17 protein-coding genes and 1 tRNA gene are annotated in these 18,975 nt (G+C 66.0%); 7 read left to right on the top strand and 11 right to left on the bottom strand.

The window, feature by feature from the left end; translation table 11 throughout:
- Positions 1–73 precede the first annotated feature (73 nt).
- The gene (locus tag AB1451_08850; GenBank protein ID MEW6683017.1) at positions 74–1,636 is read right to left on the bottom strand and encodes an FAD-dependent thymidylate synthase; all 1,563 of its coding nucleotides are present in this window, start codon (positions 1,634–1,636) and stop codon (positions 74–76) included.
- 109 nt (positions 1,637–1,745) lie between these two features.
- On the opposite strand from AB1451_08850, the gene gltX reads away from it, so the two are divergent.
- The 6 genes from gltX to hpnE all read left to right on the top strand — a co-directional run bounded on the left by gltX (position 1,746) and on the right by hpnE (position 7,271).
- Entirely contained in the window at positions 1,746–3,206 is a 1,461-nt protein-coding gene (gene gltX, locus AB1451_08845) for a glutamate--tRNA ligase (GenBank protein ID MEW6683016.1), read from the top strand.
- A 71-nt stretch (positions 3,207–3,277) separates the two neighbouring features.
- Positions 3,278–3,351, top strand: a tRNA-Gln gene (locus tag AB1451_08840).
- Between the two features lie 8 nt (positions 3,352–3,359).
- Positions 3,360–4,562 (top strand): cytochrome b N-terminal domain-containing protein, encoded by a 1,203-nt coding sequence (locus AB1451_08835; GenBank protein ID MEW6683015.1) that lies wholly within the window; start codon positions 3,360–3,362, stop codon positions 4,560–4,562.
- 95 nt (positions 4,563–4,657) lie between these two features.
- The gene (locus AB1451_08830; protein MEW6683014.1) at positions 4,658–5,296 is read left to right on the top strand and encodes a DedA family protein; all 639 of its coding nucleotides are present in this window, start codon (positions 4,658–4,660) and stop codon (positions 5,294–5,296) included.
- 60 nt (positions 5,297–5,356) lie between these two features.
- Entirely contained in the window at positions 5,357–5,758 is a 402-nt protein-coding gene (locus AB1451_08825) for a cupin domain-containing protein (GenBank protein ID MEW6683013.1), read from the top strand.
- A 172-nt stretch (positions 5,759–5,930) separates the two neighbouring features.
- Complete coding sequence (gene hpnE / locus AB1451_08820) at positions 5,931–7,271, top strand: hydroxysqualene dehydroxylase HpnE (GenBank protein MEW6683012.1); 1,341 nt, start codon at positions 5,931–5,933, stop codon at positions 7,269–7,271.
- Here the strand turns inward: hpnE and AB1451_08815 are convergent.
- Genes AB1451_08815 through AB1451_08805 form a run of 3 tightly spaced genes read right to left on the bottom strand, consistent with a single transcriptional unit; the run spans position 7,255 to position 9,421 of the window.
- The gene (locus tag AB1451_08815) at positions 7,255–8,223 is read right to left on the bottom strand and encodes a homoserine kinase (GenBank protein MEW6683011.1); all 969 of its coding nucleotides are present in this window, start codon (positions 8,221–8,223) and stop codon (positions 7,255–7,257) included. The two genes, hpnE and AB1451_08815, sit on opposite strands and share 17 nt — an antisense overlap.
- Positions 8,220–8,648: a hypothetical protein gene (locus AB1451_08810; GenBank protein ID MEW6683010.1), complete on the bottom strand. Its 429-nt coding sequence runs from the start codon at positions 8,646–8,648 to the stop codon at positions 8,220–8,222. The genes AB1451_08815 and AB1451_08810 overlap by 4 nt, the downstream gene beginning before the upstream one ends.
- Positions 8,645–9,421, bottom strand: coding sequence for a tetratricopeptide repeat protein (locus AB1451_08805; GenBank protein MEW6683009.1), 777 nt, complete (start codon positions 9,419–9,421; stop codon positions 8,645–8,647). Before AB1451_08805 ends, AB1451_08810 begins: the two co-directional genes overlap by 4 nt.
- Before the next feature lie 145 nt (positions 9,422–9,566).
- Between AB1451_08805 and AB1451_08800 the strand changes: the two genes are divergently transcribed.
- Positions 9,567–10,199, top strand: a complete 633-nt coding sequence (locus AB1451_08800) for a hypothetical protein (protein MEW6683008.1) — start codon at positions 9,567–9,569, stop codon at positions 10,197–10,199.
- 148 nt (positions 10,200–10,347) lie between these two features.
- Here the strand turns inward: AB1451_08800 and rsmA are convergent, their stop codons facing one another.
- The 7 genes from rsmA to AB1451_08765 all read right to left on the bottom strand — a co-directional run bounded on the left by rsmA (position 10,348) and on the right by AB1451_08765 (position 18,907).
- Positions 10,348–11,178, bottom strand: coding sequence for a 16S rRNA (adenine(1518)-N(6)/adenine(1519)-N(6))-dimethyltransferase RsmA (rsmA, locus tag AB1451_08795; protein MEW6683007.1), 831 nt, complete (start codon positions 11,176–11,178; stop codon positions 10,348–10,350).
- Positions 11,175–12,917, bottom strand: a complete 1,743-nt coding sequence (locus AB1451_08790; protein MEW6683006.1) for a cache domain-containing protein — start codon at positions 12,915–12,917, stop codon at positions 11,175–11,177. Before AB1451_08790 ends, rsmA begins: the two co-directional genes overlap by 4 nt.
- A 102-nt stretch (positions 12,918–13,019) precedes the next feature.
- Positions 13,020–14,021 carry a sodium:calcium antiporter gene (locus tag AB1451_08785; GenBank protein ID MEW6683005.1) on the bottom strand — a complete coding sequence of 334 codons (1,002 nt, stop codon included), beginning with the start codon at positions 14,019–14,021 and terminating at the stop codon, positions 13,020–13,022.
- On the bottom strand, positions 14,018–15,409 hold the full coding sequence (gene larC, locus AB1451_08780; protein ID MEW6683004.1) for a nickel pincer cofactor biosynthesis protein LarC: 1,392 nt from the start codon (positions 15,407–15,409) through the stop codon (positions 14,018–14,020). The genes AB1451_08785 and larC overlap by 4 nt, the downstream gene beginning before the upstream one ends.
- Complete coding sequence (larB, locus tag AB1451_08775) at positions 15,406–16,224, bottom strand: nickel pincer cofactor biosynthesis protein LarB (GenBank protein ID MEW6683003.1); 819 nt, start codon at positions 16,222–16,224, stop codon at positions 15,406–15,408. The genes larC and larB overlap by 4 nt, the downstream gene beginning before the upstream one ends.
- Positions 16,224–17,852: a Na/Pi cotransporter family protein gene (locus AB1451_08770; protein ID MEW6683002.1), complete on the bottom strand. Its 1,629-nt coding sequence runs from the start codon at positions 17,850–17,852 to the stop codon at positions 16,224–16,226. The genes larB and AB1451_08770 overlap by 1 nt, the downstream gene beginning before the upstream one ends.
- On the bottom strand, positions 17,852–18,907 hold the full coding sequence (locus tag AB1451_08765) for an NAD(P)H-dependent glycerol-3-phosphate dehydrogenase (GenBank protein ID MEW6683001.1): 1,056 nt from the start codon (positions 18,905–18,907) through the stop codon (positions 17,852–17,854). The genes AB1451_08770 and AB1451_08765 overlap by 1 nt, the downstream gene beginning before the upstream one ends.
- Positions 18,908–18,975 lie beyond the last annotated feature (68 nt).

The following is an 18,975-nucleotide window of genomic DNA, read 5'->3' as shown; positions in this document are numbered from 1 at the left end:
GTACTGGGTGCGTACGTGAGGAGCGGAAGCGCAGCGACAACGCCGCAGATGGCCCTTCATGAACGGGCTGCCCCTACACCAACCGCTGATACTGGGAGAGATCCAGCCGCCACACCTTCACGCCACAATACCGCTCCCCCTCCGGGCACTTCGGCAGCGCCTGCGCCATGTCGCGCAGCGTGCAAGGCGGCAGCAGGAATCGCCCAAGGAGGGGATTGACCTCTCGAATCTGCTGGGCCTCGTCGAGCGAGGCGCGCCAGATTTCCTCCTGCGCCAGGTAGCACAGGCGCATCGCGTGTTTGTGTCGCAAACTCAGCAGGTCCCCGGACTCGGTAAACCGCACCGCCGCGGCATTGGGCAACAGATACAAGACGAATTCATCCGGCACGCCCCAGTCTCGCAGCCGGCCCATCGCGTCCCACACCTCGTCCATCAACGCGCGGTAGTCGCGCTCGAGACGGGCGTCTTCGCGCACCAGTTCGGGCACGATCACGTCCGGGTGATCGGTCAGGTGCGCGGCCAACACGGGCCGGGAGGCCGGCGTCATGCGGTGGCGCTGGTCCTGGGAATCCGCGGTGTGGCTCAGTTTCTTTTTGAACGTATACGAGGGATGGACCAAGGCCCGCGTGAGTTTGTTGTGCGTGGTCAAGTTCAGGGACTCGCCCAGCAGACGATTCCTAGCGGGATTGAGGACCAGATCGATCGCGTCGGCGTCGGATACGCGTGCGGTCGGGACGCCGAGGACCTCGCGCACCGCGTCCGCCACCAGCCGCTCGTTCTGCGTCTTGTAATCGACCAATTTGGACGTGCGGCCGTCGAGGTGCACGTCGAACTCTGCGCAGAACGCGCGCGCGGCCGCGGGGTCCGTCGGGGTCCTCGCAAAAAACGCCGCCTCGGGAGGCACGGACTCGTCCAGCGGCTCCTCCAAGACGGTGCGATACCGCGGATCGAACGCCAGGAGCGCGTCGACCATCTTCCCCACCACGACCTGTTGTTCCAGCGGAGCGTCCAACTGCCGGCAGAGGCGGTAATACCGAAGCAGGGTGATGCCGCTGATGGTGTGGTACAGGTAGGACCACGCCGCCACCGGCACCACGTACCGGGCGATCTCTTGAGCCTTCTTTTTCACGTCGCGCGCAAAATGTTTGCGCGCCCGCGGAAACCGCGCGGCCCATTCGCGGTCCGCCAACGGCACCAGCCGCTCCGAGAACTCGGCGTAGGCCGCCATCTGGCGCGCCACCGTCTTACGGTACAGGGCCAGGGCCTCGCCGGCCAACGGCGGCACGGCCACGGCGTCCGGGCGCAAGGTCACGTATCGCTGGCTGACCTGCTCGGAGTTGTAGAACGGGTGGCTGTGAAGGAACGACCAGATGAACTGCCGCGACACGTTGGAGATGGCGAACTGGAAGTGCGCGTGCTGGAGCGTGGTGTGGTGGCCCGCTTGGTAGATGCTCCGCGCCAGCGCCTCGTACCCGCTCGTCACCTGTTCGTCGCCGACGATTCCGTTCGCGGAGTAACAGGTCTTGGCCGTGGCGATCGCGTTGCGAAACGGCTCGGTAAACGCTTTGGTCATGACCACCTCGGGTTCTGGAGACAGAAACCGCGGGGCGGCGACCACCGTGGAAGCCACGTGCATCGGGAATCTCCGGGAACGTCATTGTAATCCTGAAGACCGCGTGGACACAAGGGCGGGGCATTCGGCGCCGCTATTTACTCGCGCGAAGTCGGCGTGACATAATGCCGCAATGTCCGTCAGTGGCCCACCGTCTCCGGTCCGCGTTCGCTTCGCCCCCAGCCCAACCGGGTATCTGCACGTGGGCGGCGCGCGAACCGCCTTGTTCAACTGGCTGTTCGCGCGCCACTACGGCGGGAAATTCTTCCTTCGCATCGAGGACACCGACCGCACCCGCTCCACCGAGGAGGCGATCGCCGCGATTATCGACGGGATGACGTGGTTGGGTCTGCACTGGGACGCATGGGAGAAGGCGAGCGGTTCCGACCCAGTCCGACAGACCGATCGACTCGCGCTCTACCAGGCCAAGGCGCAGGCGTTATTGGACGACGGGAACGCCTATCGCTGCTATTGCACACCGGAGGAGCTGGAGGCGCGGCGGCAGGCCGCACTGGCCAGAGGCGAGGTCCCCAAGTACGACGGGCGCTGCCGGGCGCTGACCGCGGCGGACCACCACCGACCCTTCGCGCTGCGGTTCAAGACGCCTCAGGACGGCGAAACCGTGATCGAGGACCTGGTCAAAGGTCGCGTGGTGTTCGAAAACCGCCAGCTCGACGATCTGATCATCCTGCGGTCTGATCGCACGCCGACGTACAACTTCTGCGTGGTGGTCGACGACGTGGATATGGCCATCACCCACGTGATCCGCGGCGACGACCACCTGAACAACACGCCGCGCCAGATCCAGCTCTACCACGCGTTCGACTATCCGATCCCGCGCTTTGCCCACCTCTCGATGATCTTGGGGCCGGACAAGGCGCGTTTGTCCAAGCGCCACGGCGCCACGTCCATTCAGACGTATCGCGAGATGGGATATCTCCCCGACGCGCTCATCAATTATCTCGCGCGCCTTGGCTGGTCGCACGGGGACCAGGAGGTGTTCACCCGGGAGGAACTGATCGCGAAGTTCAGCCTGGACCACATTACCAGCTCCGCAGCGGTCTTCGACGTGGAAAAGCTGCTGTGGCTCAACGCCACCTACCTCAAGACGGCCGAGCCCAAGACGATTGTCCCGCACGTGGAAGCCCTGCTCAGCGCGCGACACGCGCCGTCCGATCTGTCCAGCTCGCGGGTCGAGGAGGTGCTCCTCGCGCACCGCGAACGCAGCAAGACCCTGGTGGACATTGCGGATGCGATCCTCATGTATCGACCCGGGCGGCGCGAGATCGACCCCGCGGCCGCCGCCAAATTCCTGACTCCCGACGTGCTCCCAGACTTGAGACGGCTGCTCGTGCTCCTGCGGGAGGCGCCGTTCACCAAGGAGGCGCACGAGGCGGTGTTCGCCACACTCATGGCCGAGACCGGCCGCAAGATGGCCACGCTCGCGCAGCCATTGCGCGTGGCGTTGACGGGTAAAACCGTGAGCCCCGGCATCTACGACGTGTTGCGCCTCCTGGGGAAAGACGAGGCCACGGTGCGTATTGAAGACGCGATTCAGGCGATCGAGTCCCGCCGCTTCACCCCTTCGGCTTGACAGCCCTCCACCTTTTGCGTAGAGTCAGCGCCGATCGCGTCCGGCCGCCCCGATCACGGGTCCACGGGTCTTGGGGGATCGTCCAATGGCAGGACTGCAGACTCTGGATCTGCGTATCTAGGTTCGAATCCTAGTCCCCCAGCCACCCGACGCATGGCTCAACGCCTCCCACGCACACCGCCCCGTCCCGTACCGGATCGACCCGGCGGTCTGATCGAGCGATACTTCAAGATCAGCCGCCTCGAGTATCCGGTTCCAGGCCACGGCAAAACGCTCCCCTACACGTTGGGCGGCATCGCCTTTGTGGGGTTCCTCCTATTGTTCGGAAGCGGGTTCCTGCTGGTCCAGTTCTTCGATCCGAACCCTGAGCGCGCGTACCAGAGCGTCCGACACTTGGTGGAGGACGTGCCCGGCGGGTCGTGGCTGCGCGCATTCCATTATTGGACCGCGCAGGCCGTGGTGCTGGCGCTGATCCTGCACGTGCTGCGGATCGTCATCACGGGCGCGTACAAGGGTCCGCGCATCGTGACGTGGTACGCGGGGGTGGCGCTGCTGGGCCTCGGCGTGTTCGGAGCGTATTTCACGGGCACCGTACTCAAATGGGACCAGGAAGCGTTCGACGCCTTGGCGCATTACCGAAGCGGCTTGCGCTGGTTGGGGCCGTTGGGCGAGTTCTTGGGCGCGGAGGACGCGGTCTCGTTAAATCTGAAACTGTTCGCCTCTCACGTCGCTATCCTGCCGTTGCTGATCGTATTCTTCGTAGCCGTGCATTTTTATCTGATCAACGCCCACAGCCTGTCGCCGCTGCCGTTCGGCGAGGACTCTGCGCGCGAGTCGGTTCCCAGCGAGCGCATGACCGGCACCATGGTCGAGCACGTGAGGGGCATCGCGGTCTTCGGCGGGATCTACTTTGCCGCCGTGGCGCTGGTGGCTGCGTTCGCGCCCGCGCCGATGGGAGAGCCGGTCACGGGCGAGGAGATGAGCCTGAAACCGCCGTGGCCGTTTCTGTGGCTCTACGGGCTGGAAAACTTCACCGGCAAAATCGACACTATGTATCAGGCGTTGGCCCTGTTTCTGTTCGCGTTGATCGCGCTGCCGCTGTTGGACCGCGGGCTGGAGCGTCATCCCCGCGCACGCAAGGGCACGTTGGCCGCGAGCGGCGCGGTCCTGCTCGGCCTGATCGGCCTGTCGATCTACGCAGCCGTCGCCCCGCCGCAACTCCACGAACACGGTCACGGCAACGGCCACACGGACGCTCCGATGCACGAAGCGCCCCCCACGCCGCAGCCGTCTGCGCCGCCCAGTCCCAACGCTGACAACCACCCGCACGACGAAACGCCCCATTCCCACGAATAAGACGCCCGCGACCGACCGCAGTGGTTCTGGCGCGTCGTTGACCACCGGCACACCGACCTTGTCAACGCGCCCGGCGTCTTGTACGATGCTCCGCCATGCACCGACTCGTTACCATCTGGTTCACCTGGGTCCACGATTGGGGCTATCTGGGCATCGTCCTGCTGATGGCGATGGAGAGCACGGTGCTTCCCGTGCCCAGCGAGCTGGTCATTCCACCCGCCGCCTACTGGGCCGCGCAAGGGCGGTTTACCTTGTGGGGAGTGGTGCTCGCGGGTACGGTCGGCAGCGTGATCGGCGCGGGGCTGATGTATTGGGTGGCCCGCGCCGTGGGTCGCCCGCTGATCGTGCGCTACGGCCCGTACCTGGCCGTCACCGAAGCCAAACTCGAACGCGCGGAACGGTGGCTGGCTCGGTACGAAGCGGGAGGGGTGTTCTTCGCTAGGCTCTTGCCTGTTGTCCGGCACTTGATCGGGATACCTGCGGGAATCGTGCGTATGCCGGTCCGGACCTACCTTCTCGTCACAACCGGCGGCTCGGCGCTCTGGTGCACGGTGCTCGCCTGGTTCGGCGCCCGCGTGATCGGCGATCAGCCACAGCTCCTCGATGATCCGGGACAAATGATCGCGGTGCTCAAGGCCCGCGCCTGGTGGTTCGTCGGCCTCGTGCTTCTCTTGTGTGCCTTGTACGTCACGGTCATGCGGCTGACCGCCAAACCGGAACCCTCCAAGACCTAGCTGTTTTTCGCGGCGCAGATGTGTTACAACGGGCCACATCCGCACCCAACGGAGTCGTTGATGTACCGGTGCCCGTGTTGCCAACAGCCAACGCCGAAAACCGCGGTGGACGTCACCAGCGTCCGGCAGGCGATCAATGCGGATCGGCTCACGGATCAAGACGTGTTCAAACGTACCTATCTCGGCCACGGCATGCAGTCGAGCGTGTTCGTGTTTCAAGGCCACCGAGGCCCGTTCCGCAAACACGTCCACGTCACCCACGACGAGATCGGCTACGTGCTGAACGGAAGCGGCACGGTCACGGTTGGGTCGCTCACCCGCGAAGTGAAGCCCGGCGACATCTGGGTGATCCCCGCCAATACGCCGCACGCCGCGCAGTTCGACAGCGACCCCATCGAGGTGTTGTTTATCTCGTCGCCGATGGATGATCCGGAGCATCCGGACCGCGTGTGGCTCGACTGACCGTGGGCGGGCGATAACGGGTCATCTGCCGCGTTGGCGTTGCGCTTCCGCTCCTCACGTACGAACCAGTACGCTCCGGTACGGTTCTCACGCGGCCTTGCATCTGACCCATTCTCGCCGGCCCGCAACCGAGCAGAGCGTGCCACCCATCAAACACTAGTCCCCAGACATGATGCCTTCAGATCGTGACGTCGTAATTGTTGGAGGGGGGTTTGCGGGGCTGGCGGCGGGGGTCGCGCTGGCTGAGCGGGGGTTTCGGGTCACCGTAGTGGAAAAACGCTCGCGCCTGGGCGGTCGCGCGTCCTCCTACGTCGATCAGACCACCGGCGACGTGGTGGACAACGGCCAGCACGTGTTCCTGCGCGCCTACCGCGAAACGATTCGCTTCTTGACGACCCTCGGCACGCTCGATCAACTCGCGTTTCAAACGCGATTGTCGCTCGACGTGGTCGGATCGGACGGAGTCTCCTCACGAATCGCCGCGGCTCGGCTGCCCGCCCCGTGGCACGTGGCCGTGGGCTTGTTGCGAGCCAGCGGGCTCTCGTGGGAGGAACGCCGCAGCGCGTTGGCCCTGGGGATGCACCTGCGCCGCCACGGCGCAGCCGACGCCGTCGGGCTCTCCGTCACCCAGTGGCTCGATCGTCACCAGCAACCGCTCGCGTTGCGCACGCGGTTGTGGCATCCACTCGCGATCGCTGCGCTCAACGAAACGCCGGACGTGGCCGCCGCGTCTCCATTCACCACCGTGTTGACCAACGCCTTCTTCCAGCGCGCCTCGTGGTCGGCGGTCGGCATTCCGCGCACGGGGCTTGGGCCTCTTTACACCGATGCCGCGCAGCAGTTCATCGAACAACGCGAGGGGCGCATCCTGACCGGGCAGCCGGCGTCGGGCCTTCGGGTCGTGCGCGGCCGCGTCACCGAGTTGTTGCTGGGCGATGGCAGCGCGCTGACCGCGTCGTGGTTCGTCAGCGCCATCCCGTATGTCAATCTCTCGGAGCTCCTCCCGTCCGAAGTCCAGCTCGGGCACGTGCAGTTCTTGGCGGCTCAGGGGTTGGTCTCTTCCCCCATCATTTCACTCTACTTGTGGTTCGACCGGCCGGTAATGGATCAGCCCTTCGTGGGGCTGGTGGGCACGACGTGGCAGTGGGTGTTCAATCGCCGCCTGCTGCTCGGTCAGCTGCAGAACGACGGCCACGTGGCGTTGGTGATCAGCGCCGCCCACGCCTTCATCACCCGAACGACCGACGAGTTGCTGGACTCTGCGCTCCGCGACCTCCGCGCGCACTTTCCCGCCGCCCGCACCGCCGTGCTGCGACACCGCGTGGCGATCAAGGAGCCTCACGCCACGTTCTCCCCTCGGGTGGGCAGCGAGCGTTTCCGCCCGGATCAGCGGACGCCGCTGGAAAATTTCTTCTTAGCCGGAGACTGGACGCGGACGGGCCTCCCCGCGTCGATCGAAGGGGCGGTGCAGAGCGGTTATCGGTGCGCGGAGTTGATCAGCCGGTCTTCCTAAGGCCGCTTGCCGTTTCCGCATGCACCACCCGCGCTCCTTCGGGGTCGATGGTCGTCACGGTGACCACGCTGTCGAGGCGCACCCGCGCGAACGCGCGGCGCATGGACTCGCCGATGTGGTCACCCCGTTCTTTGTCCGTGGTCACCGCGAACACCGAAGATCCGGCGCCGGAGATCGAACACCCCAGCGCACCGGCCTTGAGCGCCGCGCGTTTGACCGATGCGAAGCCGGGGATGAGGGAGGCGCGGGCGGGTTCGACCACCACGTCGACAATGGAACGGCCGAAGAGATCCGCGTCTTGCTTCGCCACCGCAGCCACGATGGCGCACGCGCGTGAGCAGTTGGCAATCATTGCCGCGAGGGGCACGCGCTTGGGCAGGACCTTGCGCGAGCGCGCGGTCAGCAGCTGGTAGCGCGGGGTCGCCACGACAATGATCGCTCCGGCGAGTCCACCGAGGGACACCACGTCCCGAGCCTCGGGATTGGTCACATTGATCCCCCCGAACAGCGAAGCGGCTGCGTTGTCGAGAAAGTAGCCGCCGCTGACCGTTGCCTCGGCCGCCGCGCACGGCAGCAGGAGATCCGTCTTTGACAGCGGAGCCCCCCAGAGCGCATTGACGGAAAATCCCCCAGCAATGGCGCTGGCCGCGCTGCTGCCGAGTCCGTTTCCGGGAATGTTCTTTTCCAGGATCAATTCGACGCCGACATCAGCTTTGAGCAGCTTGAGCACCTTGGCCGCGGCAATGCCGGCGGTGTTCCTGCGCGCGTCGGTCGGGAGTGTGCCCGCGTCGCCGCGGATCTCCCGGATTACGACCTTCCGCCCGGGAATCCTCCGGGCGTGGACGGTGTCGCCCAAGCCCGCGAGCGCCAGGCCGAGGACATCGAACCCCGGGCCCACATTGCCGACCGAGGCGGGCGCAAAAACCGTGACCGCGTCGTGAAGATCGCTCACGAGCCGAGAATCCCCAGGCAGCGATCCAGCGCGGACAAGACGTTCTCGGGCTTCGAGAAATCCACGGGGTGGACATACCCGATGACCGCGTGGTCGGCGGTCACTTCGTACTCTTCGGCGAACCCTCCCGCGATGAGACGAGCCGCGTATGGCTTGGCGATCGTTTGCAGATGATACCGCGCCGCCCGGACCAGTTCATCCTCGCCAAGGTCCTCGGTGGCTGATCCCGCGATCAAGTCGCGCAGCTCGTCGAGATCCACTCCGAATTGACAACGCACGGATCCTGTCGGATCGACCTCCACCAGGCACTGGTCCCGAGCCGCTTCGAAGCCGAGAACGCCGTCTCCGTTGCGGTCCACACACACGCCCCGCGATTCGAGCCACGATTGGACCGCATCCATCGTGCCGGCCTCCGCGCGACTCATCCGGATTTCTCGATGGCTTCCAGTACGGCCAGGCGGGAACGGTTTTCTTCGTACTTGGGCAACCCGTATCGCCGGTCGATGTCCACGACGATCCGCAAGTGGGCGATCGCGGCGGCGCGGTCGCCCCGCGCTTCACAGATGCCCGCCAGGTGGTAACGGGCCGACGCAAGCGCCAGTTCATCACCGGCGCGCTCGGCCATGGCTTGCGAGGTGGAACAGCACGCAAACGCCTCATCGAGCCGTCCCATCAGGTGATACGTGCGTCCAAGGTTGGTATAGACGGCCGCGACCCCGCGACGATCGTCGGCTCGTCGCATCAGGGCCAGCGCGGCTTCGAAGGCCGCGATGGCGTTGTCGTACTCCCCGGACTCCCGGGCAAGCAAGCCCACATTCTGGTTCAGGACGCCCAACGGCCCGGTCTCGCCCAACCGTTCGAGGAGGTCGCGGGCCTCGAAATAGTACGCGCGGGCCCTTGCCCCCTCCAGCGAGTCGGCCGCGAGATTCCCGAGGTGCAGGAGGGTCAGTGCGATCTGGCGTTCATCGCCGAGGCGTCGCTCGATGTCCAATACCTGCCGGTACAACCCTTCGGCCTCCTCGCGCCGTCCCATGCTGGCGTACACGTTGGCCAAATTTCCAAGGGTCACCGCCAACGAGCGTTCGGTCCCGGCTTTGCGCTCGACGTCGAGCGCCCGCTGGTAGTACCGCATCGCCGCCGCGAGGTCGCCTCGACTGAAGGCTCGGTTGCCCAATTCGGTGAACGAGTGATCACGCACAGCGCGATCATAACATGGGCCGCCCCGGTCTCCCAAGGGCAAGACGCGAACGCCCCTCCGCCTCGCCGTGCTCCCGGAGAAAACGCCGCGCCGGAGTGTGTACGGTCCTGGACAAATACCGGATGGAAGTTATCCTCCACCAGGCATGTCGCGAACGCACACGATCTGGATGGGGATGGCGGCGGTGGGGCTCGCATCGATTCTCAGCACGCCGCGACCCGCGGCCGGCGACGACGGCTGGTCTCTCTCCGGCCCGCTCGAAATCGGTTTCGCGTTTCTGACCAACCTCGCGATCCACGAATCTGGTCATATCCTCGTCGCTCAAGGCGTCGGCGCCGACAAAGCCACCTTCAAGTTCTTCGGGGAGGACGACGGTTCGTTCTTCTTGGGGCTCAGCACTGCAACGGGAATCCCCGACGAGTCTGTCTTGCCCTACCGCCTGGGCGGGGAAATCGCCGCCAGTTATACGTTTGAACTCGCGTTACAGAGCTATCGCCGTGAGCCGACCACCTACAATCGGGCGTTGCTGTTTTTCAGCGGCACGGACTTCTTCTGGTATACCGTGTTTGCCTTCTACCTGGCGCCGCGGGAGGACGCCCGTTACGACCCCGTCGGGATCCGCGAGTCCACCGGATTTTCTCGCGGGGTAGTGTTTGCCGCCGCGGCGACTCAGCTGGCGACCAATGCCTGGCGCGTAGCGTCTGGAACCGACGCCGTGGCCCCGTCGTTCAGTTACGACCGGGAGTCGGCGCTGCTCAACCTCACGTTCCGCTTCTGACGCCTGTTCAGGAACGGCCATCTGCGGCGTTGTCGCTGCGCGTCCGCTCCTCACGTACGCATACAGTACGCTGCGGTGCGGGCGCGCAGCTCCGCCTGGCATCTGGCACGTTCCTGAACAGGCGTCACCTCCGTTCCCGACGGAGAGACTAGGCTTCGACCAGTGCGTCGGCCAAACGCCCGAACTCCCCGAGGTCGAGGGTTTCGCCGCGCCGCGTGCCGTCGATCTCCGCTTTCCGCAGGGCCGCCTCAAGCCGGGCCGCGTCGAATCCCTCGTCCTTGAGCGCGTTCGCCAGCATCTTGCGCCGGTGTGCGAACGCGGCGCGCACGAGGGGAATCAGCACGGCCTCGTCTCGCACGGCAATGGCGGGCGAAGGCCGCGGCGCGATCGTCACCACCGCCGAGTGCACGGCCGGTCGTGGATGAAAACTTCCCGGCGCGACCGTAAAACCCTTCCGAACTTCGGCCGCGTAGGCCACCATCACGGACAGCGCCCCGTAGGCTTTCGTGTGCGGTCGCGCCACCAGACGGTCCACCACTTCCCGCTGCAGCATGAGCACCATCAGGCCGACCCGCCCACGGAGCCCGAGCAGTCGAAACAAGATCGGCGTGGACAGGTAATAGGGCAGGTTGGCGACGACCTTGAACGGGGATGCCAGGTCTTCGAATCGGTACGTCAACGCATCGGCGTGCACCACTCGCACGTGCGCGGTCTGTCCGAATTCGGCCTGCAACGCCGCGTGCCAACGGCTGTCCAACTCGACGGCGGTCAGTTCGCCCGCGCGTTCGGCGAGCAGTCGCGTCAGGATCCCCCGCCCGGGACCGATCTCCACCACGCGGTCCTCGCGCGTCACGTCGGCCAAGCCCACGATTTTTTCCGCGATGCGGCGATCCGTGAGAAAACACTGTCCGAGGGACTTGCGAGGACGGAGTGGTGGGTGCACCGCGGAGATGTCGACCGGATGATCCGGAGCAATCAAGAGCTGGCGAGGTTCTTGAACACGGCGAAGAGCCTGGCGTTTTCCACCACCACCCCCGCTTGATGGCCGATCGAGCCGAAGAACTCCCGTTCCTCGGGCGTGGGAACACGCGGCTTCAGGTAAGCCAGCACGATGGCGCCCACGGTCTTGTCTTTGGCGCGGAGCGGAATGCCGATCAAGGCCTTCGCTTGGCGGGTGAAGGCGTGATACTCGAGGTCTTGGCTGGTGTCGGGCACCACGACCAAATCGCCGGCGGCCAACACCTGCTGGACGACCGATTCCGCGAGGTGGGTCATCTCGTCCTGCGCCGCGATCGCGTGCGGCCGCCCGTGGAGCGTCACGCCGCGGTCGGGTTCGGCCAATCCAATAAACACCGCGTGCGCCTCCACGCCACCGAGCACTTTGTTCAGCAATTCACCCAGCACATCGTCGAGCGACTGCGCTTTGTTGAGCGACGACGCGATGGCGTACAGGAGGAACAATTCCTGATTGCGCTGCTCGAGCTGACTCGTGCGTTGCGCGAGCGCTCGCGTGCGTTCTTCCACCATCCGTTCCAGCTCGTTGTACGAGGTGGATAGTTTGGCGGCCATCTCGTTGATCCCCTTCGCCAGCACGCCGATTTCATCGTCGGTGTCCACGTGGATGCGGTGATTGAGATTGCCGTTTCCAATCACTTGCGCCCCGGCCTGCACGATCTGAATGGGCCGGACGATGCGTTTGGCCGCCGCGAGCCCCAGGAGAATCAACAACCCGATCGCGGCCGCTCCCGACGCGATGATCCAGAGCAACAGCGTGTAGACCGGTCCGTAGGTCTCGCGGGGGTCCTGACTGGTGAAGATGTACCAGACCTTGCCGCCGAAGCTGGTCCCCGGCATGGTCGACGCCCGGACCGGGGCGAAGCCGTTGATCGCTTCCGAGCCGGGGTAGTGCACGTCGTGGGTGGTGGTACCCCACCCGCGCCCGCCCCTGACCACCGACGCGACCAGCGTCGGGTGCAACGTGTGGCTCTTGATGGGAAACACCGGGCAGAACAGCAGCGTCCCGTCGGAGGCCACCAGCATCGTATGATCGGTTCGGCCGACCTGGATCGAGGTCACCCATTGGTAGAAGGCCCGCGCATCGTGGACCATGGCCAGCACCCCTTCGACGCGGCCGTCGCGCCGGATCGGGGTGGCGATGATAAACACGTACCGCCCGAGGTTGTCGTCGAACAACACGTCGCTCAGGAACAGGCGCCCCTGGCCGTTGGCGTAGGATTCCCGCCACCAGGCGGTTTCGCCGTAGGCGGACGCCGAAGGTTTGCGCGTCGCGGCCACCACGCGGCCGCGCGCGTCGGCGGCCAAGACGATCTCGTGGGTGGGATGGTCGAGCGCCTGTTGCCCCGCCATCAGCATGAATGCGCGAAACGCCTCGGCGGCGGGGTTCTCGACGACCTGCGACACTTCGCGATCCGCGGCACCCAGTTGAGGCCAGTCGCTCTGGATCTGTCCGTCCAACGCCGGCGAGGGAGGACGCGCGTTGGAGCGCTCGACCACGGCGAACACCTCCTTGAGACCGGCCAGGAACACGGCTTGTTCGACGTGGTGATTGATCGACTCATCGAGCTTTTTGGCGGTCACGTCGGCCAACTCCTCGAAGTTGGCGCCGATCGTGCGTTTGAGCGTGGACTTGCCGATGAAGTAGACGAGGGACAGCCCCACCAGGAGCGACGCCACGCCCACGATCAGGATCGACAACACGATCCGTCTTTGTACGCTGTCCCGCACGATTGACCTTACCGCCCGACGAATTCTACCACTGCGCCGCCCCCAAACGCGAGACGAGCGCGGTATCCTCCGGGGTTACCAATTGGCCACGTAGACCCCGAAGCCCAGGTACAACAGCGAACCCGCAACAAGGTAGGCCGGGCGCCACGTGCGACGCGTGGCGATCGTGGCATAGAGGGCTGCGCCCGCGATCAACGCGATCCACGCGCTGACCATCCCGTAGGTGTCGAGGCGCCACGGGGTGCCGATCAGTCCGACGGCAACCGGAAACGTGCCCTGGAACACCATCGCACCCGTGATGTTCCCGACCGCCAGGGTGTCTTTCTTTTGAGCAATCCAGATAAGGCTGTTGAGTTTTTCGGGCAGCTCGGTCGCCACCGGGGTGATCAGCAGCGACAACAGCAGGGGAGAGACGCCTGCTATCGTGGCCACGGATTGGACCGTCCCCACGAACAAGTGCGCGCCGCCGATGATCACGGCCAGCCCGGCGAGCACCTGAACGGCGATGAGCGCGGTCGGCGGGTTCGGCTGCCGGCGCGCCAGGTAGAGCGGGGCCAAGGCCTCGCCATGACTTTCGCCATCGTGCCCCACGATGGTTTTCAAATAGACCAGGTACAGCGCTACCAAGCCGACCGCCACCAACACGTGCAGGACCCTGGAATCGACCATGGCCGAGCCGATCGCCGCGGCGTACCCGGCGAGGAAAAAGCGCAAATCAATGGCGACCGCCGCCGCGTCGAGTTTGAACGTGTTGGGACGACGCCCAAAGAACGCGAAGGCGAGGAGCCCCGCGCCGAGCAATGGGAGCGTCAGCGTGCTCAGCATGAAGGGAGCGCCCAGGATGGCCCCGATCCCGATCGCTTGCCGATCCTCGCCGTCGCCAAAGAAGATCGCGATGATCGGGATCACGGTTTCGGGCAGCGCGGTGCCCACGCCCGCAAACACGCTGCCCACCACCCCATCGGACACCCCGAGCTTCTTGCCGAGCCATTCCACGCCGTTGGTAAAAAGCGCGCTGCCCGCCAGAATCACGATGATCGCCACGATCATCGCGGTGACGAGGATCGCGAGCGTCATACCGGGGGGGTTTTCTTGTGTCGATGTCCGCGTGATCGGCGGCGGCGGTGGCGGGATCGCCGTCGCCGTCCGCCGCCCGGTTGGGCGCCGGGGGGGGCTTCACCCGACGTCGGCCGGACTTGAGCCTCGCCCTCGATCGGTTCGCCCCACGCGATTCCGCCGTCGCGCGCGACGTCCGGCAACGCGGGCGGCGCCACCAGCGGCTCGAGCGGCGCTTCACCCGAGAGCGTGCGCAGAAATGCGGTGACCTCCTGCAGCACCGTGCGCAGCGGCCGCCCCGTCGCCTCCGCGAGGCTGCGACAATCGTCGTATTCCGGGCGGAACTCCTCCAGACCGTCGTGCCGGGTCACCTTCACGCGCACCCGCCCCCACGGGGTCGCCACGCTCTGCAGGCTGCGCGGCAGCACCACGCGATCCACGTTGCGCACGCGCACGCCCAAGGTCGGGGTCTCGTCGAACAACACGCGCGCCAGCCGCGCGCTGTGTTCGGCGCGCGCCAGCACCGCCACGGTGATGCCCGGACGGCCCTTCTTCATGATGATGGGCGTGAGATACACCTCGAGCGCCCCCTCGCGTTGGAGCCGCTCGATCAGGTAGTCGTAGATCTGGGGGCTCACGTCGTCCACGTTGGTCTCGAGTTGGACGACCCGCTCCTCGCCCCACGCGCGGTCAGCCACCCGCTCGCCGATGAACAGGCGGAGCACGTTGGGAGTGGCCGGCAGCTCGGTTTCCCCGGCGCCATGGCCGATCGCTTCGACCCGACACGCGGGGAACGGAACGAACCCCTTGGCGAGCGTGCCGATGATCGCGGCCCCGGTGGGCGTCGTCAGTTCGCGGTCGATCCCCGAGGAGTAGACCGGGATACCCGCCAACAGCGCGGCCGTCGCCGGCGCCGGGATGGGAAACGCGGCGGATCGGGTCATCCCGCCCCCGATATTGAGCGGCGACGCGTAGACCTCGTCCACGCCCAACAGCGACAACCCCAGCACCGCACCCGCGATGTCCACCAGCGTGTCCACGCCGCCGAGTTCGTGGAAATGCAGTTGCGAGAGCTTTCGGTCGTGGACCTCGGCCTCGGCCCGCGCCAAGCGCTCCAGCACCTCCAGCGCGGCCGCTTCCGCCGTTCGCGGCAGCCGACCCTGACGAAACACCGACACCATCTGCGGATAATCTCGAATCGGGATCTTGCGGTCGTCCACCACCACGTCCACCTTGGTGGCCCGTACGCCCGCCTTTTCAACGGTCTTGGCCGCAAGCCGGTACCCCGGCAGCTTGAGCGGGGCAAGGGCCTCTTCCAACCGCTTGAGGCTCAGCCCGGCGTCGATCAACGCACCAAGGACCATGTCCCCGCTGATCCCCGAAAAGCAGTCGAAGTACGCGATCTTCATTGGGTGTCCGTTTTCATCCTCCGGCGCCGGGCGCGGGCGCCCGGTACGCGACCGGCCTGCGGTTCCACTCGCCCCAGACGCTCGATCCGATGCGCCAACACCCCCGCGCCGAACCCATTGTCGATGTTCACCACCGCCACCCCGGCGGCGCAGGAATTGAGCATCGTTAATAAGGGGGCGATCCCGCCGAAGTGCGCGCCGTAGCCGCAGCTCGTGGGCACCGCGATCACCGGTTGGGCCACCAGGCCGCCGACCAAACTGGGAAGCGCCCCGTCCATTCCCGCCACCACGATCACCACACGCGCCGCGCGCAGGCGCTCGAGCTGGTCAACCAAGCGGTGCGCACCTGCCACGCCCACGTCGCAAACCAGACAGACGCCGCTGCCCAGCGCCCCGGCGGTCAACGCCGCTTCCTCAGCCACCGGGAGGTCCGCGGTCCCCGCCGTGACCACCACCACGCCGCCCGCATCCGCCGGCGGACGCGCGTTGACCAGCGCGACGCGGGCCCGCGCGTGGTATTCCGCCTCAGGAACCGCCCGTTGGATCGCCCGCCCGGCTTTGGCGTCGGCGCGCGTGGCGATCACCGGCGCGCCCGAGGCCGCGAGTCGTTTCACGATCGCCGCGGCAGCCGCGGACGTTTTCCCCTCGCACAGCACGGCCTCGGGAACGCCCTGCCGCAGGTCGCGGTGATGATCGAGCGCCGCGAAACCCAGCGCTTCGTATGGAAAATCCCTCAGCGCCGCGAGCGCATCGTCCACGTCGCGCTTGCCGTCGCGAACCGCCTCCAGCAGCGCGCGCAACCGCCCGCGTTCCATCACCCCTCCGGGGGCTGGTCCACGAGCGGGTACGCGATATTGGTCACGTGGGAATTGATCCGCTTCAGGTTGGTGAGCACGTCCAGGTGAATCGCGCTCGTTTCGATCGACTCGGGGAGCCCCGCGTGCAGGCGATGGATATGCGCCTGCTTGAGCTCACGCTCTTTCTGGCTGATCCGCGCCTTCTGCTCGATCACCTGTTTGGCGACTTCCGCATCTTGGCTGGCGAACGCCGCCACCACGCGCTCGAAGTTCTTCTCCACCAAACCGTGCAACTCCACCATTTCGCGCACGCCGCTCTCCGAAAACCTCAGATCCTTATACAATTTTTTCTTGGCCAATTCCATCAGATTCTTGTCGACGATATCCCCGATGTTCTCGAGATCATTGATCACCGCGAGCAACACCATCTCGCGGTCGAGTTGCTCCTTGGTGAGCGCCTTCTCCGAGAGTTTGGTGATGTAGAGCTTAATTTCCCGGTTCAGAGCGTCGACCCAGTCCTCCTTGCGTTCGATCGCTTCGACCAACTCCTGATCGCCGTCTTCAAACGCCTTGATGGTATCGCGCACCATTTCGTGGACCAGATCGGCCATCCGCAGCGTCTCCCGCGTGGCCTGGCTCAACGCGAGCGACGGCACGTCCAAGACGTGGGGATCCAGGTATTTGGGCTTGGCCCATTCGTCGGCGCGGGGTCGTTCTTTGACCAAGCGCGCCACCACGGCCGCGAACGGCACCGTGAACGGCAGGAACGCGATCGCCAGGCCGAGGTTGAACAAGGTGTGGGCGTTGGCGATTTGATGCGGAAGGCCCGCTGCCGACGCGGCGACCCACGTCTCGAACACGTGCAGCACCGGGTAGATCAGGAGCACGCCCCCCACTTTGAACAGCGCGTGGGCGACCGCCACGCGTTTGGCTTCCGGCACGCCCCCGAGGCTGGAAATGAGGGCCGGCGCGCAGGTGCCCACGTTGGCGCCGAGAATGATCGGCAGCGCGGCGTGCAGCGTGAGCAAACCGTGCGAGGAGAGCGCGAGCGCGATGCCGATGGTGGCCGCGCTGCTGTGCAGCAGGGCCGTGACCGCGGTCGACACGGCGATGCCGAGCACGGGATGATCGCCCAGGGCCATAAACGCCTGGCCCACCAACGGCGTGTTGACGAACGGCTCCGCGCCCGAAGAAATCAACCTCAAACCGAGAAAGATCAGCCCGAAGCCCAGCACCGCCGTGCCCAAGGTCTTGGTTCGTTGACGCTGACCAAAGAAAAAGAGCAGAAACCCCACGGCGATCACGCCCAGGGCGTAGTGGTAGATGGGAAACGCCAACAATTGCACGGTCGCCGTAGTGCCCACGTCGGCGCCGAGAATGACGGCCATGGCTTGGCGCAGCGTGAGCAGGCCCGAGCCCGTGAACCCGACCAGCATCACGGTCGTGGCGCTGCTGCTCTGCAGAATGGCGGTAATGAGGGCCCCGGCGCCAAGACCGAGCACGCGATTCTTGGTCACCGAGGCGAGGGCGTACCGAAGCCGCGCACCCGCCACCGCCTGCAACCCTTCCCCCGCCAGGTGCAACCCGTACCGAAGGAGGCTCACCCCTCCGGCCAGCTCGAGCAACACGCGCTCGATGTCGCTCATCACCCGGCGGCCGTGCCGTTACCCCACCCGCCCCGCTCCGGCGGGCGAAACAGCTCGTCGCCCACGGACGGCTCCATCAGGTCGGTCACGGCCTTGCGGGGGTCTTTCCCTTCGTACAACACGGCGTAGACTTGCTCGACGATCGGCATGAGCACGCGGTGCTTTCTGGACAGGGCGTAGGCGGCGCGAGTCGTCATGACCCCCTCCGCCACGGTGCTCGCGCCGCGGACAATCGCGTCCAACGTCTCGCCGCGGCCGATGCGGTAGCCCACGGTGAAGTTACGGCTCTGCCGGTCGGTACACGTCAGGATCAGATCGCCGAGACCCGACAACCCGGAAAACGTCCAGGGCTGGCCGCCCATGGCCACGCCCAATCTCGAGATTTCCGCCAGGCCGCGGGTGATCAACGCCGCGCGCGTGTTGGCGCCGAAGCCGAGGCCGTCCGACCCCCCCGCCGCCAGGGCGATCACGTTCTTGAGCGCGCCGCCGATCTGCACGCCGATCACGTCCGGCGTCGTGAACAACTTGAAGGCCGTCGTGGTCAACAGCTCCTGCAGCTGGCGCGCGACGTTGGGGTCGCGGCACGCGAGCGTGACCGCGGTGGGGTGGCCCTTGGCGACCTCGGCCGCAAACGAGGGCCCGGAGAGCACGGCGAGCGGATGTCGACGCCCGGCCGGCAACAGCTCGCGCATCACGTCGGTCATGAGCGCCAGTGAGTCGACTTCGATCCCCTTGGTCGCCGAGACCACCGGCACCTCGGTGGGCAGCACCGACGCCACGCGGGAAAACACCCCGCGGAGCGCATGAGAAGGCACGACCATCAGCACGGCCTCGGCGTCCGAGACGGCAGCGGCAAGGTCGGTGGTGGGCGCGATCCCCGACGCGAGCGCGATCCCGGGCAAATACCGGGTGTTTTCCCGCCGCGCGGCGATGGCCTCCGCCACCTCGGGTTCGTAGCACCACAACCGCACGGGTCGACCGGTGCCTGCGATCAAGTGCGCGAGCGCCGTACCCCAGGCCCCGGCCCCGATGACGGCAACGCCGCGGTCGGTCACAGGCCCTCCGTCCCCGGCAGACATCCCGATGGCGAGATCATCATCCCTGATGAAATCCTTGATGAAAA

This window comes from Nitrospirota bacterium, from assembly GCA_040757335.1.
In the GTDB taxonomy this organism is placed as follows: Bacteria; Nitrospirota; Nitrospiria; order 2-01-FULL-66-17; family 2-01-FULL-66-17; genus JBFLXB01.
Note: the sequence above shows the minus strand (reverse complement) of the source record. Positions and strands in the feature narration are given on the sequence as shown.

What these genes read in the sequence shown, in the direction of transcription:
- AB1451_08830 (MEW6683014.1), top strand. Translation starts at nt 4,658, where the DNA reads ATGCACCGACTCGTTACCATCTGGTTCACCTGGGTCCACGATTGGGGC.
- AB1451_08825 (MEW6683013.1), top strand. Translation starts at nt 5,357, where the DNA reads ATGTACCGGTGCCCGTGTTGCCAACAGCCAACGCCGAAAACCGCGGTG.
- AB1451_08785 (MEW6683005.1), bottom strand. Translation starts at nt 14,021, where the DNA reads ATGACGCTCGCGATCCTCGTCACCGCGATGATCGTGGCGATCATCGTG.
- AB1451_08835 (MEW6683015.1), top strand. Translation starts at nt 3,360, where the DNA reads ATGGCTCAACGCCTCCCACGCACACCGCCCCGTCCCGTACCGGATCGA.
- hpnE (MEW6683012.1), top strand. Translation starts at nt 5,931, where the DNA reads ATGCCTTCAGATCGTGACGTCGTAATTGTTGGAGGGGGGTTTGCGGGG.
- AB1451_08800 (MEW6683008.1), top strand. Translation starts at nt 9,567, where the DNA reads ATGTCGCGAACGCACACGATCTGGATGGGGATGGCGGCGGTGGGGCTC.
- gltX (MEW6683016.1), top strand. Translation starts at nt 1,746, where the DNA reads ATGTCCGTCAGTGGCCCACCGTCTCCGGTCCGCGTTCGCTTCGCCCCC.
- larB (MEW6683003.1), bottom strand. Translation starts at nt 16,224, where the DNA reads ATGGAACGCGGGCGGTTGCGCGCGCTGCTGGAGGCGGTTCGCGACGGC.
- AB1451_08770 (MEW6683002.1), bottom strand. Translation starts at nt 17,852, where the DNA reads ATGAGCGACATCGAGCGCGTGTTGCTCGAGCTGGCCGGAGGGGTGAGC.
- AB1451_08810 (MEW6683010.1), bottom strand. Translation starts at nt 8,648, where the DNA reads ATGAGTCGCGCGGAGGCCGGCACGATGGATGCGGTCCAATCGTGGCTC.
- larC (MEW6683004.1), bottom strand. Translation starts at nt 15,409, where the DNA reads ATGAAGATCGCGTACTTCGACTGCTTTTCGGGGATCAGCGGGGACATG.
- AB1451_08850 (MEW6683017.1), bottom strand. Translation starts at nt 1,636, where the DNA reads ATGCACGTGGCTTCCACGGTGGTCGCCGCCCCGCGGTTTCTGTCTCCA.